Source organism: Salinimicrobium sp. 3283s (assembly GCF_039602225.1).
Lineage (GTDB): Bacteria > Bacteroidota > Bacteroidia > Flavobacteriales > Flavobacteriaceae > Salinimicrobium > Salinimicrobium profundisediminis.
Map to the genome: position 1 here is coordinate 1,743,533 of NZ_CP143631.1, position 15,298 is coordinate 1,758,830.

6 protein-coding genes and 1 pseudogene are annotated in these 15,298 nt (G+C 40.2%); all 7 read right to left on the reverse strand.

The window, feature by feature from the left end; all coding sequences use genetic code 11:
* Nucleotides 1-130: 130 nt before the first annotated feature.
* Nucleotides 131-250, reverse strand: a pseudogene (locus tag VS868_RS07670) (transposase); the annotation flags it as partial.
* Between the two features lie 108 nt (nucleotides 251-358).
* Nucleotides 359-1,195 (reverse strand): ion transporter, encoded by an 837-nt coding sequence (locus tag VS868_RS07675; RefSeq protein WP_266070828.1) that lies wholly within the window; start codon nucleotides 1,193-1,195, stop codon nucleotides 359-361.
* 9 nt (nucleotides 1,196-1,204) lie between these two features.
* Entirely contained in the window at nucleotides 1,205-6,997 is a 5,793-nt protein-coding gene (locus VS868_RS07680; protein WP_345599751.1) for a DUF4011 domain-containing protein, read from the reverse strand.
* 622 nt (nucleotides 6,998-7,619) lie between these two features.
* The gene (locus VS868_RS07685) at nucleotides 7,620-7,949 is read right to left on the reverse strand and encodes a LytTR family DNA-binding domain-containing protein (protein ID WP_266070826.1); all 330 of its coding nucleotides are present in this window, start codon (nucleotides 7,947-7,949) and stop codon (nucleotides 7,620-7,622) included.
* A 571-nt stretch (nucleotides 7,950-8,520) separates the two neighbouring features.
* Nucleotides 8,521-9,543 (reverse strand): cytochrome c peroxidase, encoded by a 1,023-nt coding sequence (locus VS868_RS07690; protein WP_266070825.1) that lies wholly within the window; start codon nucleotides 9,541-9,543, stop codon nucleotides 8,521-8,523.
* Between the two features lie 291 nt (nucleotides 9,544-9,834).
* Nucleotides 9,835-12,372 carry a glycoside hydrolase family 9 protein gene (locus tag VS868_RS07695; RefSeq protein ID WP_345599752.1) on the reverse strand — a complete coding sequence of 846 codons (2,538 nt, stop codon included), beginning with the start codon at nucleotides 12,370-12,372 and terminating at the stop codon, nucleotides 9,835-9,837.
* A 226-nt stretch (nucleotides 12,373-12,598) separates the two neighbouring features.
* Entirely contained in the window at nucleotides 12,599-15,070 is a 2,472-nt protein-coding gene (locus VS868_RS07700; protein WP_345599753.1) for a DUF5916 domain-containing protein, read from the reverse strand.
* Between the last annotated feature and the right edge of the window lie 228 nt (nucleotides 15,071-15,298).

Genomic DNA, 15,298 nt, shown 5'->3' on the forward strand with positions numbered 1-15,298 from the left:
GTTAGGCTTTTTTATTTTTGGGCGAGTGCAACTATAGTGGAACATTTTTCTATTTTTATAGGAAATCACTTTTCTCTTACTTTGGCAAAAACATACAGACTACAAGAGGATCAAGAACAAAAGTTGTGGACTAGCTAAATAATGTAGTTAATCTGTACAGGAAAAATTCTACATTTTTCACCCCTCTAAATTGACTTCTAAAAGCTTTAATTTTTGCATTGAATGATTCTGCTGAAGCATTTGTGCTTCTATTTCTAAAGTAGGGATCATGATCAAAACTTGGGGATTAGGCAAAAATCGTGGTTAATCTGAACAGGAAGAATACTTTATAAATGTATCTGGCTATGAACTTAAAGGGTTAATTATTAATATTTCCGCAGTTGGGACAAGCACCTTCTTTTTTTGCTTTCTGAGATACTTCCTCTGAAAATCCTGCTGCTAATATTCCTGTGGGTAGAGCAAATAACCCAATCCCTATAATGGCAATTATGCCACCTAAAAATTGTCCTAAACCTGTCACGGGATACATATCGCCATATCCTACAGTGGTAAGAGTAGCTATGCCCCACCACATCGTTTCTGGAATACTGGAAAAATGCTCTGGTTGGGCTTCATTTTCTACGTAGTACATAAGTGTTGAAGCCAACAAAAGAAGAAAAACAGTAAAGATCAAGGAAACCATAAGTTCCTCTTTTTTCTTTATCAGTACTCGCTCCATTAGTTCTAGGGCTGTCAGGTAGCGGGCAATTTTAAATAATCTGAACACTCTAAATATTCTAAACATCCTTAGAAGTCTTAGGTCAATCCCCAGGAACGGTAGATAAAAAGGGAGAATAGCTAAAAGATCGATCACAGCAAGTGGAGTACAGGCATATTTAAAATTACCTATTACAGAGCGGGAGTACTTCGGTTTTACATTGGCAGACCATACTCGTAAAACATATTCCAAGGTGAAAATGAGAACAGAGAAAGTTTCAAAAAGAACGAATTGCTCATGATACTGTTGCTTTATTGGTATGACGGATTCTAGCACTAAAGCAAGGATATTCAAAAGTATTAAACTTATAATAAACACATCAAAATACCAACTAAAATTGCCCTGACGTTTCGAAACGCTCATGATTTTATGCACACTCTTCTTCAATCCTTTTGGGAAAGTTTCATGACCGTACAAGATCTGCCTTACTTTCTTCACTTTTCAGGATTAATTTTGTTTTTGAAAGATTACAACATTTTTCTCAATACTTATTCTCTGGGTTTTTTTCAGAATATCTAAGGCGGGTTCCATATGTTTTGTATTCTCTTTTGTGATCCTACTGAAGCCAAGCATTTTTGCCACCTCTTTGTAAAGCACATCTTTTGGAATCTCAATATTACTTTGAAGTAAAGGCAAAAAACCATGTAAAAGTTCTTCAGGTGCAATAGTGGATGGGTGTCTCTGCTGACCATCTGGTGGCAATCGAAGAGCTTCAACCGCTCCAACATCATCTGGAGAATTCCAGAAGAATACTTGACCATTAGATTTAGTACGATGGATATTTTTAGAGCAAGTTTCTAAAAATAGGTCTATTCTATTTCCTCTTCGTGCAAATCCCCAGGAGCGGGATATAGTTGAAAAACATTCTTCTCTGGAAACAGGTGTCAAGGATTGAACAAAATCCTTCACCTGGCTACTTACTAATGTAGGATTCTCAAAAAAATCTCCCATAGGAGTTAGATCCACCACTGTAGGGTCAAATAATGAAGAGTTCTTGACTGGTGGTAAATTTTCCTGAAGTACATTAATCTCCTCTTCCTGTTGCTCAGATTCTTTATCTTCCGCAATAAATTTGGAAGTGTCTATTTCTTTAAAGACTTCTTTAATAGCCTCTCTGGGAGCAACTAACAAAGCTTCTAATTCTTGATGTAGCTTATCTATACATTTGCTGCTATCGTACCACCAATCAGTTGACCAAATCCTTAAAATTGTCCAGCCCAGCCCTTCTAACACCATCTGCCTTAAAATATCTCTGTCCCTGGCTGATTTTGCAGAGTGGTAACGTGCACCATCACATTCTATGCCTGCCAAGAAACGTCCATGATACTCTGGATGTACTATTCCTAAGTCTACACGATATCCACCAACTCCTATCTGTGTCCGCACATTCCAGCCCTTATTTCTGAGTGCAACAGCAACTTCTTTTTCAAAAAGAGAACCAAACTCATCTTCAATGTTGAAGGATTGTTGTCGAAGAAGGGCTTTATGGCCTTCTTGTGCATATAGCAAATATTCCTTTAGTAGACGTAGTCCTTCTGAGCTGCTTGTGCTAACATCAAGCTCCCGTGGGTGAAAGTTTGAAAATATTTTTACTTCATTTCTGGCTCGAGTCACTGCGACATTTAGACGACGTTCACCTCCTGAATTATTTAATGGACCAAAATTTCGACTTATTTTTCCAAGACTGTCTTTACCATAGCCTACAGAAAATAAGATCAAATCTCTTTCATCTCCCTGCACATTTTCGAGGTTCTTAACAAAGATATATTCAGAATTATTGGCGTCGAAAAAACTTTCAAATTGTGGCTCCTTTTGCAGACGCGCATCGATTAAATCGCTGATGAGGTTCGCCTGGACGGAGCTAAAGGTTACCACCCCAATGGAGCCAGTGCTTTCTTCTTTTAGGCGATTAAATATTTCATCAACTACAGCGTTAGCCTCCCCACCATTTGTCTTGGATTTCCCCTTATCATAAAAAGCATTCTTACCATTTACTACCTTTAAAGAAACTTTGTCATCTTCAGTATCACTGGCGGGAAAGGTGTGAAGCCTATTATCATAAATGTGATGATTTGAAAAACTGATAAGACTCTCAGAGCGACTTCGATAATGCCATTTAAGAAGCATTTCAGGATATATACTACCAAACATTTCCAGAACGCTTTCACAGTCTATCTTTTCATCTGAATCATCTTCTGATTTCATGCTAAAGAAAGCCGTTGGTGGCAATTGTTTAGTGTCTCCGACTATTATTGCCTGTTTTCCTCTCGACAATGCCCCTATGGCATCCCAAGGTGGTATTTGTGAAGCTTCATCAAAGATGACTATGTCAAAATCTGGGGAAATTGGCAGATATTGACTCACGGACATCGGGCTCATGAGGTAGCAAGGCTTGAGGCTTTTAGCTACTGAATCAATCGAATCCAGAAACTTTCGAATAGGAAGATGCCGCCTACTCTTCTTATTTTCCTTCACAATAAGACCTACCGGCGAATCGGGTAAAATCAGATTCCCCATTCTGGGTTTGTCAGCAGATATTTTGCCGGAGAGAGCCTTTTCAGTATAACCTCTGTACTTATGATCTAAAGTTTTAAAATCAGAATCCAACTTGTTGAGCTGTAATCCGGTGGTGCTATTTAAAATATCAGAGCCTTCATTTTTCTCCTGTAGCCATTGACGATGAAAGTTATAATTGAAAACCTCGTAGATTTTTGATTTTGAGACCTCTGTTTTATCCACAGCTTCAAAAAGCGGATCTAAACCTGCTACAGAAAGTTCAGACTTCAAAACATTCATTGTGGTAATATCTCTGAACAGCGAAAAAGAGTTTTGAATAGCTTTAAGTTTTTGTGCTAGTTCAGTCGCTTTTACTTCAGCAAATCCAGATTTTATCTCCAGTTCGTCCTTCAGCAAATTTAGATTTGATCTGAGGTCAGTTAAAAATTCGTGCTTTTGGTCAAATTCTTTTTTTATTTCGCTTGATTCCGCCAGGGCTAAGGATCTATTTTCAATCAAGTTGGCAATAAAAGCCTTAGCTGAGGCGGCTGTTTCAAAATCTGAAGAGTAGAGGGCTAAAAGATCTTTATTCACATCTTCTGCCCAGGCCATCGCTTTTCGAAATTTCTCATCATTTGTAAGCTGGTATTCTTCTCCTATTGCTTCTTTTACGAAGCGGCAGGCCCTTTCTTCTTTAATTAAACCTTCCTGATATCTTATTCCATCTACAAAATATTGAGCATAATTGTCCAGAGGTTCTAATTTGTCTTTCAACAGAGCTTTAAGGCTTCTTTTAAACTTTAGCTTCTTAAAAAATGAGATAAGGAAAAAACCCTCTCGAGTTTCCTGTAGTTGCTGCTTCAGCTCATAAAAATTCTCCTGAAACACTTTTGCCTGGAACACCTTCTCCAGCTTTTGCCTGATTTCTGCTTGATTTTTTAAATGTTCTAAATTCTCATAAAATTCGGAATTATATTGTGAGAAATCTCCTTGGTTGAGAAATCCAGGTTTTATCTTCGGTGTATCCAATAGCTTATCAACAAAATCTCTCAAGGCTAGCCAGTCAACAATTTTCCATTTTGGATTGATTGGGAGTTTATTATTGACATCCCCACTTATTCTTTCAAGCTCCTCAATCAGGGGCTTGATTTTGTTCATCAATTGAATTACTACCTCTTCGGTTCTGCTATTCCATTCCTTTTTTTGAACTGTGGCCCAAGCTAAATATTCTTCATTTGTTAGGCTTCCTGCAAATTCCTCCCAGGTTTTTAATTTTGAAACGAGTTCTCTAAACATAGCTAGAGGGAATTTCAGAAAACTTTCGAAATTAAGATCTACCTTCGGCATATTGGGGTTTCTTGAAGCCAATCCAAAAGCTTTATATGCTGAAATACCTGAAGGACTTACTTCATGAAGTTCCCGGAAGTAGTTATTTAATCCGTCCCTAGAGGTTTTTAATTCTTCTGAAACCTGGTTCCATTCGCCATTAAGGGGCTCGGAATTAAATTCCAGAGCATTGTAGAAGCTTTTTACAACTTCCTTCTTTTCTGATTTTTTAGAATGAAGTTCCAGACAAAAAGGACCAATGCCAATCTCTTGTAAGCGCCTGTAGACCACTTCTAATGCAACTTTCTTTTCGGAAACAAAGAGTACTCGTTTTCCAATTCCAATGCAGTGAGATATCATGTTAGCTATGGTCTGAGATTTTCCCGTGCCGGGAGGCCCCTGGAGTACAAAACTGTTGCCTTCCGCTGCTGATAGCACTGCAGCCATTTGGGATGAGTCTGCTGACAGAGGGCAATACAGATCCTTAGGATGAAGTAGCTCTTCCACCTTATCTTCTGAAACGAATTCTGGTATTTCATCGGGGGCTTCTGAAGTCATTATTGTGCGAATCACAGGGCTTTTGAGCATATCCTCATAGTGATTATCCAGTTCTTTCCACATGAGGTACTTCTGAAAAGAAAATTCACTGAGCCATACTTCTTCTTTAACTTCCCATCCACGTCTGTCACGAATTATTTTTCTAATAATGTCAAATATCAATTGAACATTTACTCCAGATTTGTCTTCAGGAAGAGGATCCAAACCAGGGAACTCTAAATCAAAATCCCTTTTTAGTTTTTGAAGAAGAGTATGGTTTAACACGGTATCATCGTCGCGGAGTGACAGGGAAAATTTACCTCCAACTGTTTTTTTCTTGAGGTTTACGGGAAGCAACAGGAGTGGAGATCTTCTTTCTGTCTGACTTCGATCAGTCTCCTTCCAGGAAAGTATACCTAAAGCAAGAAACAATGTATTAGCCCCGGTTTCTTCTTCTGCATTCACAACCGAACGATAAAGACTGTTCAGTACTGTCTGAAATTTGGTCTCAGATAGTTTTGTTAACAGTTTCTTTCTTTCAAAGTTTAAGGTTATCTGGTCTGTTAGAATCTCTTCTTGATCGGTCCGTTGGAGGTTCAAAGAACTTTGTCGTGGTTCAGGCAATATTTCGAAAGCTGCACCATCAGCAAGTATATCCTCAATTTCGTTCGGGCTATGACAAAGGATTTCCACAGTTCCTTTATTAGGGCGAAAGTTCAAAAGGCGATTACGGAAGCTAAGGTCCAGAAGTTTGTCTTTCCACTTATCGAGCTCTTTCTCGCGAGCCTCGACATTTTCAGGTAATTCAAATTCTTTAAAGCTTCGGGTCTCCAATTCCGTTTCTTCCTTTCTTAGCGCTCTTTTCTCTGTTGTCTTATTAGCTAACGATACTGAATCATTTAGGGGATGAATTCTGGCGTGCCGCCGGCAATGAGTCACGTCTATACCACAAATAAAGTTCTCACCATTTTTAAAGTGGTCTTTACCCAAACTCTCTAATTGAGAAAAACCAATATGAGAATCAGCTGTGGCGCTAGTGATTTCTATAGCCGCCATTTCATCCAGTTCAATCCTTTTCCTGAAAAACTGAGCATCTTCCTCCAAAGGTCGCGGAAGAAATTTGTCTTCCAACCAAAAGCCTGCATAAGCATGACCTTGTATTATAAATACTAATGAATGAATCCCCGCCTGTTCTAAACAAGCAGCGTAAAGAAGAGAAATATCCAAGCAGTTAGCCATTGCATGTTTAAGGATCTGCTCTGGCGTACGAATTTTTTGACCTGTATCTTCAAAACTGGCGGGAGCTTCTGAATAGGTGATGTTTTCTTCTCGAATAGCCTGATATATTGCCTGAGCTGTTTGATATATCCGTTCACGATTTTTACTTTGATAACCACTCAAAGCAGAATTTCCCGTCAATTCCTTAAGAAAATCCGCAGCCTTTCGATTGATTCGCTGAACAATGTCGCTGTTTGGCATTATGTGACTCACCAGAAGTTCAAGTGGCGCCTGTTGCCCTAACCAAACACTCTCTGGCTCGATTTCTAAATCCTGAAAGGTCTGTGATATAATAGTACCCTCTGTATCCAGTAAATCAACCAAAACTCTTCCCCGAATTTTTTCATTTACGTTTTTAAAGTAGTCCCAGGAGTGGCTTATAATGGGATTTTCTACGATGAAAGTTTCACCAGGAGGAATAGAGGAAATTGCCATTTCCCCATTCAAGACACCTTCTGGATCGGACTTTATCTTTAGTTTCAGATTTTCTAAATGTTCTTCTGTATCGTTACCAATCTGTAACTTTTGAATAAGAGGGATGCGGTTCTGTAAGAGGGCGAGGTTCATTCGCTCTCTGGCTAAGAGTTCCAGTTGAATGTTCATAGGTTTTTACAGTTGGTATTAATTAAATATTCATCTCCTAAAAGGTTAAGCGGAATCGATTCAAAGGATAATAGGTAAGGAGGGGAAATAAATGAAGAGACAGCTCTCAACAACTTGGTTACCAAATGCGGTTCTGGTAATAGTGAATGTGCTTTATGCCCTAGCCCTTTGTTCATTATGATGGGTTTTCTAACAGCTGCAATTGTTTTTCTTGGGTAGGGACAATATTGACTCTGCAGCGGAGTCTTTAAAAATATTCAAAAATTATTAATAATTTAATGAGAATTGAAAAAATATAGTATCATGTTTTTAGTAAAAGAGCTATTGTCCACTCTCACACAAATTTGATTAATAAAAAGATATTTTTTCTTTTTCCTTCAGAGGCTTTTAGTGTTTGACGAACCAAGCTCTTACAGGTGATTATTTGTAACCAGAAGAATTAAAGTTTAATATGTTTTAGCTTCAGTCATGAATTTCATAAACTGAAGCTAAAACTTGCTCAAGCCCTTTGTGGATTTTACCGTTAATATAAAAATTATTCTCATTTGCTTCAAAGCAGGAGACTTTAAATTCCACATTGAGTTCTTCAGCTTAGTTACTTGAATTTAAAAATGAAAAGGCATCAAGAAGGAGAGATTTCCCCTAAAACTTCTTTCGCGTATCTTTTTGAGATGGGAATATTCTTGTTGCCAATGGTAATCTCTTTGTTGTTAAAGGCAGTGACACATTTTTTGTTGATGATATAGGACCGGTGCACTTGTAAAAAGGAAGAAGAATTCACCTGCGCTAAAAACTCTTTAATACTCGAACGGATCAACTTTTCAGAATTTTCTAAATAAAGCATGAGGTATTGATCTTCTTTTTTTGCAAACAGGATCTGTTCTTCTGACAGGATGACTTTTTTGTCTTTATCCTTTACAACAATTTTTGCTTTCGTTTGTATTTTACTCACAGCCAGTTCTACAGCAATAAAAAGGTCCTTGTTATTAAAGGGTTTTACCAGGTAGCTGGTGGGTTTTGTAGCAATTGCTTTTTTGATGGTCTCTACATCGTTAAAAGCAGTTAAATAGATGAGCGGGATGTCTAACTGGTTCCCTAACCAGATTCCTGTTTGTGAACCTTCAACCCTAATGTCTAAAATGGCAATATCTGGTTTTAATAAAGTAATCTCTGCGAGCGCAGTTTAAACTGGGTTAATTCGATAATGAATACTATCTATTTATTTTTTCTGGGGGGAAGAAGTATTTAGGTTTATTCTAAAAACATATTATTGAATTAGTTTTATAACCTTTCAGTTCGCTGAAAGGTTTTTTTTTGCTTCCTGATGTTCTCTATTTTGCTTTTTAGTGATGATGTTTATTTGATGCTCCTGTCTTCAAAACACTTCCCAAAAATGGCATTTTTGGAACCTCTTAAAAGTGAACTCTCCCTCAATGATCAATTTAAAATAACTTCCTTCTCCCTATTACTCAATTTTCTGCGGAAGTATAAGGGCCTGTAAACCTATCCCGATTAATTGTCGCCTACTCAAAGGGATTTTGTTTTGCCTCGTCCCGAACATCGGCAGACAGGCTCTTTAAGAAGGCCACAATATCTTCAATCTCTGTTTCAGAAAGATCGTTGGCAGTTTGCAATTCTACCATAATTTCTACCGCTTTGTTAAGATCTTCTACAGAGCCGTCGTGGAAGTATGGGTAGGTATGTTCAATATTGCGCAAACCGGGAACTTTGAAGAAATACTTATCCATTTCATCCTGACTTATTTCATAGAGTCCCAGATCAATAGTTTCAGATTCAGTGTATTTCCAGTAATCTTCGTACAAACCAAATTTCTGGAACATTTGTCCGCCCATGGCAACGCCACTGTGGCAGGTGATACAACCGGCATTTATAAAGCTTTTAAGTCCGGATTTTTCTCTTTCAGTAAGGGCAGAATGATCTCCTTCGAGATAGGAGTCAAACCGGCTTTTTGGCATCAGGGTGCGTTCAAAAGCCCCAATGGCTTTAAGGGCATTTTCAAATGTAATTCCTTCGTCGCCATAAGCTTTGGTAAACAAATCCTGGTATAGCTCAACTTCTTTCAGGCGGTTTACCAGCTGTTCTTCCTGTTTAATATTGTGTTCAATAGGGTTTAAAATGGGGCCTGCAGCCTGTTCTTCTACAGTTTGTGCACGGCCATCCCAAAACTGCATTTTGTGTAAAGCGGCGTAAAGTACCGTGGGGGAATTCCGGTTCCCAAAGGTTCCTTCAACATCTCCGGGAGAGAATTGCCGGTTGTCTACCCCATAAGTGTTCAGGTTGTGACAGGAATTACAGCTGATATTCCCCTCTCCCGACAAACGGGTGTCATAAAATAAATGCTTCCCGAGTTTTACTGCATTAGAGTCGGGTTCTTCCATTTCTACCGAAGATAAAGGCTGAAAATACACACTTGCATCGGTAAGCAGCTCGTAACCTTCATCGGTAAAGTCAGTTTCGGTATTCTCATTTTTATTTTTGCAGGAAATGATCACAAAAAGCGACAACAGGAGTAGAAAGCGTTTCATATTTATAGAATTAGCAGTAAGCAACTAAAAATAAGAAAGACTTAATAGAGAAAACAATGACAAAAATCAAGTGTTGAAGCCGGGAGGCAGATTTTTTCAGTTAAATGCAATCTTTTTTCTTAAAACCCATGTAATTTGAATCCCTTTTTAAAAAAAAGCAGCATCGGGAGGGTTTGGATTTTATACCCTTCAAAAATGCCATTTTTGAAAACTCTTTCCGAAGAAGAGAAGCCTCAAAAATGTCATTTTTGGAACCTCATTATCATGAAGTAAAGATTAGGCCTGTGGTAACTATTTTTCCTTAAGGAGTTCATCTGCTGCGTTTACCAGAAAAATATAACTGGCTCCAATATCAACAATATATTCATTCTCACCCCAAAAAAATGGCCAGTTTTCTTTGTTTTCGGGATAATCGGGACTCATCAATAATATACCCGGTACGACGCCTCCGGCAATAAAACTGAAGTCTGCCCTGTTACTCCCATAAGCCACTTTTTTGCTCTTTGTACCTACTCCCGAAACAAAAGAAAGGTTAGAATGAGGGTGCCTCCCGAAGATGTAGTGTAAGCCTTTAAATACATGCTCTCTATCTACCAGGTCCGGGAATAACTTATGGGCCCTGTAATTGGCGATGGCGAAATCTATAATGCCGTGGTTCCCGCCCCAACCCGGCCTGCGGAACATGGGTACTCCATAAGGGTTATCCTTTTCCAATTGGTCTATTTCTGAAGTATATTTTTGAACATAGGTTTTTAATTTATTATTGAATTCTGTGTCCATATGGGGCGCAGCGTGCAAAGCTATATCAATGGTCCTGTCCAGGGTTTCATCCATCGCATTCCATATCTTAGATTCAAAGGCTTCAGCATATTGAGTGTCTTTAGTAGTCACATAGAGCTGCATAGAAGCATTCATTTCGCTGAGTTTAAGGAAACGGGCGAAATATCCTGAAGAAGGCTCAGGCGCAGGCATATTCTCATTTTCCTGCCAAAGTTTTTTTGCCAGTTCAAGACATTCTGCAGAGAGGGAAGGATTATAATCTTTTAAAGCCCGGCTTGCGGCAGCCAATGCACCGGCGGTGCTGTAGTCCAGGTAAGGGGAACGTTCAGAAAACACCCACCTGTCATCCATATTTCCGCTGGATACTCCATCACTTTCGAATGGCTGCAAATTGGGATTGTAGGGCAGGTTATCGGTTTCTGTTGAGGCGTCTCCAAGATGATGGTACTGGTGCAGGTTAGGAACTATGATCCCCCTAACCGGGTGTCCTATATTATTTATTTGTGCTACCAGGTTTAAGGTGCCATGTTCTATTTGCTGCAGGATATCTATTTGCCCGTCGGGCCGGTGGATATCAACGTATCGATTTTCCTGGTTGATATGAGTTTGATCGCGCTCCAGACCAAACTCTTCCCAGGAAGCAACAAGATCTGTAATGGTTAGACAATGGGTTCCGGTTTGAATGTCATAATCTCCTGCGTCAAACCACCCGCCTACATCAAGGCCGGGGATGTGTTCGTAGGGTTCAAATTTTGTACCTGTAGAGGTTCCCATGCTGTAGCCGTCAAAATGTTCCTGCTCCAGCGGCGCCTGCAAAGCATCATCCATAAAAGGTCTCCCGTGCCAGGTCCTGTAAGCTTCATTTACCTTCATATGATCCATTTGCACAGGAAAGAAGATATCCAGCGTTGGGTGCCACGCCGTTTCGTAAACCTGCTCACTTATAGGAAAGGTATTTGTGGTTTGATCTCCGTATTTTATAAAATAAATCCCCGTTTCGGTTACTTCGGAAAAATCAAAATTGACATAATTGTACCTGAAATGTTCCCCCCATTCGGTTACCTTCCCGGTTAATTTCTCAACTGTTTTTCCCTCCGGAGTTATCTGATACAAAGAGGCAGTTTGCAACCCATCATCGTTTTTATCTAATTCTATGATAGCAAGCTTTTTTTGTTCCGGGTGATAGCCAATTTGAGAAAAACCAATATTTGGTTCCCGTATCCAGTTAGCAACGGTGTTGGCTTCCAGATGCCATTCCAAAACTTTACCTGTTTTATTGGCCGGGAGTATACTGCGCGTAACAAACCAGCCATTTTGGGCCAGGCTTCTCCCGTCAAATAAAGAGATCTCGGTTTCTGAAGTAATTTTTACACGGTGATAAGAATCTTCGGGTGCCAGGATGATAGTTTTACCAGAGGCCAGGGGTTGGGGTTCAATGAATTCTTCTTCCCCGCGGGTGTCTAAAGTTGAATGACCGGCAAACTGTGGAACTTTTTCACTTATAGGTTTAATTTTGGTATTACCCGATGGGTAAAGAGGGAAGATACCGGGTTTTCCATTTACCAGGTAAGACTTTTCAAAATAAGCAGCAGGCAGGAATTCAAGGTTAAACCCGGCTTTTCCTTCCAGGTTTTCAGGCAGGGGTTTATCGAGATGCACAGAAATATTCACCCCTTTTCCCTCAGCTTTGACAATGATCTTTGAGGTTAAATCCAACTGGTTATAACGGGTGGTGACCTCTATGGTATTGGAAGCACGATCTACCTTTCGTTCTACAAGTGAAGGTACAAGGTCCCATTGTTCAGGCGTATTCTGCAATCTTACAGCTCCTCCGGTACTACTTCTCATTCCGTGATGGATGAGTTCTATACCGGCATTTTTTTCGTCAAAAAAGAATCCATTATACTCATTGCTAAAAACAAGGACGTTTAGCCCGCGGGTTTCAAAATATTCTTTTTCATTAATGCTGAGTTGCGCGAATAATTGTCCGGCACCTAAGGTGCAAAAAAGAATAAGTGCCCAATTTCTAAATAGTGATTTATTACCCATAATGAATCATTTTCTATAAATGTAGAAAATAATTGTTAAAAACACACTTTATCAATTTTTCAGAATAGACTGGGAGATGGCGGAAATGAATTCGGGGAACCTTTTTAATAATACCGTTACCTGGAAAAAATTTAGGCAGAGACCAGAGTTGCTTAATAAGACCTCTCAAAATCACCTCCCAAAAATGCCATTTTTGGCACCTCTTCTTCAGAATAAAATATGTCTCTTATAACCTCATTTTTGATTCCCGGTAACCAACGGCATCCTGAGGTACGGTGGGTCTGTCGTTAGATTTAAACCAGCTTTTAACGCGGTTGTAATCCAGGTAGTAGGAGATCCTTAAAGAAAGGCTGTTCACCTGTGGTTGATCAAAAAGGTTTTTAAAGTTGTCGCCAATATTGATGTGCGAACGCTCTATGTAGCTGTCGGTGGCGTTGCGATAGAGCAGCGTCATCTGGCTGCCGGGGGCGAACCACCAGGAGAAGCGTAAATCCAGGTTCCAGCTGTTGTAAGTGGTATTGTATTCGTCATTTTTGGAACCGTAATCGCTTAAACCTCCATCGTTTTGGAGCGTGTAAAATTCAGAATAAAACACTTCAGAATAATAGTGCCTAAAGGCCAGGTTCAATCCCATTTTGTTGTTGAAGATGTAATTTGCACCCAGGGAGTTCACAATGGTGTTGCGATCGCGCTGCCCAAAAAGGATATCATCAGCCTTCAGGAAATCAACAAAGCCCTCTTCTTTGTCAGACAATCTCACGTTGGTGGACAGTCGCACATTGAATTTGTCTGAAAACCTGTATCGCGGGCTAAAATCAAAAATGAGATCTCCCCGGCCACGTTCATCATACTTGTACCAGTCGGCCAATACTTCTACTACCAGCTTCTTCCTGAAATCTGTATTGAACCAAAGCCACACATCATAATAAGCAGGAATGCTAAAGTACTTGCCATCTACCCGTGGCTCATAAATATCGTTTGTGCCAATGGGAGTGGTTTCAAAGCCACCGCCAAAGTTGAAAAACTCCCGGGTAGTAAAGCTGGAATTAAAGTTGAGGATCCATTTGCTGTGCAGGTCGGGTTCCAGGCGGCGTTCATGTACACTTACCCAGTTGAGGTACATGTTGTTTAGAAAGCCTTTTGGCTGCAAAAGCCTGCGCTGGTACAGGCCCTGGTAACGTACAAAATTTGTGGCGCTGGAATAGCCAAGGTCGTTAATATCATAATCTTTGGTGCGTAAATTGGCGTTGAGGTCCATCCGGTTCTTTCCACTAATTTTTGATACTCCGGCCTGGGCCTCCATACCTGTTTTGGTGTCTTCTTCCATTACCCAGCTGCCTTCAATCCCTCCAAAATAATTAAACGTATTGGTCTTATTTGTGTGGTCAACATACAGGCCGGTAGCGTTGGCATCCCTAAAATGGCCTTCGCGGGTGGTGTTGGTATTTACCAGCGATACAGAAGAATTGTCGCCGTAGCGTTGATCGAGCACCAGGATATTGTAATTGGTGAAAGGTTCAATAAGCTCCCGGCGGGTGGCACCGGTTTCGGTATTCTTCACAGTGACACAGGTCTTTTCGGTAATGGCGTTAAAAAATCCGATTCCCAGCCCACCATCTGTCCTTCCCGAGACCTTCAAAGCATTGATAAGATCTACGGAAGAAGGAAAATCAAGGATCTCTTCTTCTTCCTGAAGTGCCACATCTCCAAAAGGCGCACCGCCCACCCTGCGCGAATAGAAGAGGTCCCCTTTGGTAAAGAGTTCGGTTCCTTCAGTAAAAAAAGGTCGCTGCTCATCATATTGCACTTCAAAAGCCGAAAGATTGAGCACAGATTCATCGAATTTAGTTTGTCCAAAATCGGGGATCAAAATCATGTCGAACGTAAAAGCGTCATTAATGCCATATTTCAGGTCCATTCCGCCGTTAACGTTAGTGCTGGTCTCGCCGTCGTAACTGTTGAGGTAAGTAGAGACGTAAGGCTGTACCGATAGTCGGGTGGGGGTTTGAATGTGCTCAATACCGTGAATCTCGCCGTCATATATAGAAAAAGATCCTTTGGTGTTATCTACGGGGCTCCAGCTGTACCGGGTGCCGCTGCGTTTAAACTCCCGCTCCATTTGCAAACCCCATTCCTGAATGGCTTTTTCAGGAAACCGCAATTCGGAATAAGGGATAAAGATCTCGGCCGTCCACCCGCGGTCATTGATATCTACATTGCTGTACCAAACGGCGTTCCACGAAGAATCTTCGTTGCCGTTGGTCATTTTTGCATCGTATTGTACTCCTGCAGCCGTTACAATAAACTGCATGCTCTGTTGCCGGTCATTGTACCCGTTTAGTAAAATAAAGAAGAAGTCGTCATTGCCAATTCCATCCCGCTCTGTGAGTTCTTTTCTTATTTCTGAAGGATTAGGGTCCAGCATTTCGGCCCCAAAGTAAATCCCCAGATCGTCATAAGCTACTTTTACATGGGTTGCAAGGCTATCGGGGATAGATCGCCCGTTGTTTGGAAGCCGTTCCACAAAATTGGTAGCGCTGGCCGCATTTTTCCACGCAGCATCGTCTAACCTGCCGTCAATCTTTGGAGCGTCATTAATGCGGGAGATGTAGATCTGTTTCCTCGGAATACTGTCTTTTTCCTGTGTAAAAGCCGAAATACTTAACAAGAGAAAAAGGGCTGAAAAAAGTGATTTCATCAAGAAGTTTAGTTAATAGACAACAAAAAATCATATTTGTTGCAGTAAAGCTGAATGTTTTTTGTCTATTTCGGTTATTCCTGAAATTTTACTGGAAATTCCTTCCAAAAATGGCATTTTTGAGGGGTGATTTTTTCCGAAGAAGTTGTGGAGAAATTCACTTCCGAAGAAATGTGGGTTTTACATTAAAATGAAGGATTTGTGAAATTCTTAGGATTTATAAAAACT

Coding starts and splice junctions, on each gene's coding strand:
- VS868_RS07680 (WP_345599751.1), bottom strand. CDS start 6,997: ATGAACATTCAACTGGAACTCTTAGCCAGAGAGCGAATGAACCTCGCC.
- VS868_RS07690 (WP_266070825.1), bottom strand. CDS start 9,543: ATGAAACGCTTTCTACTCCTGTTGTCGCTTTTTGTGATCATTTCCTGC.
- VS868_RS07695 (WP_345599752.1), bottom strand. CDS start 12,372: ATGGGTAATAAATCACTATTTAGAAATTGGGCACTTATTCTTTTTTGC.
- VS868_RS07700 (WP_345599753.1), bottom strand. CDS start 15,070: ATGAAATCACTTTTTTCAGCCCTTTTTCTCTTGTTAAGTATTTCGGCT.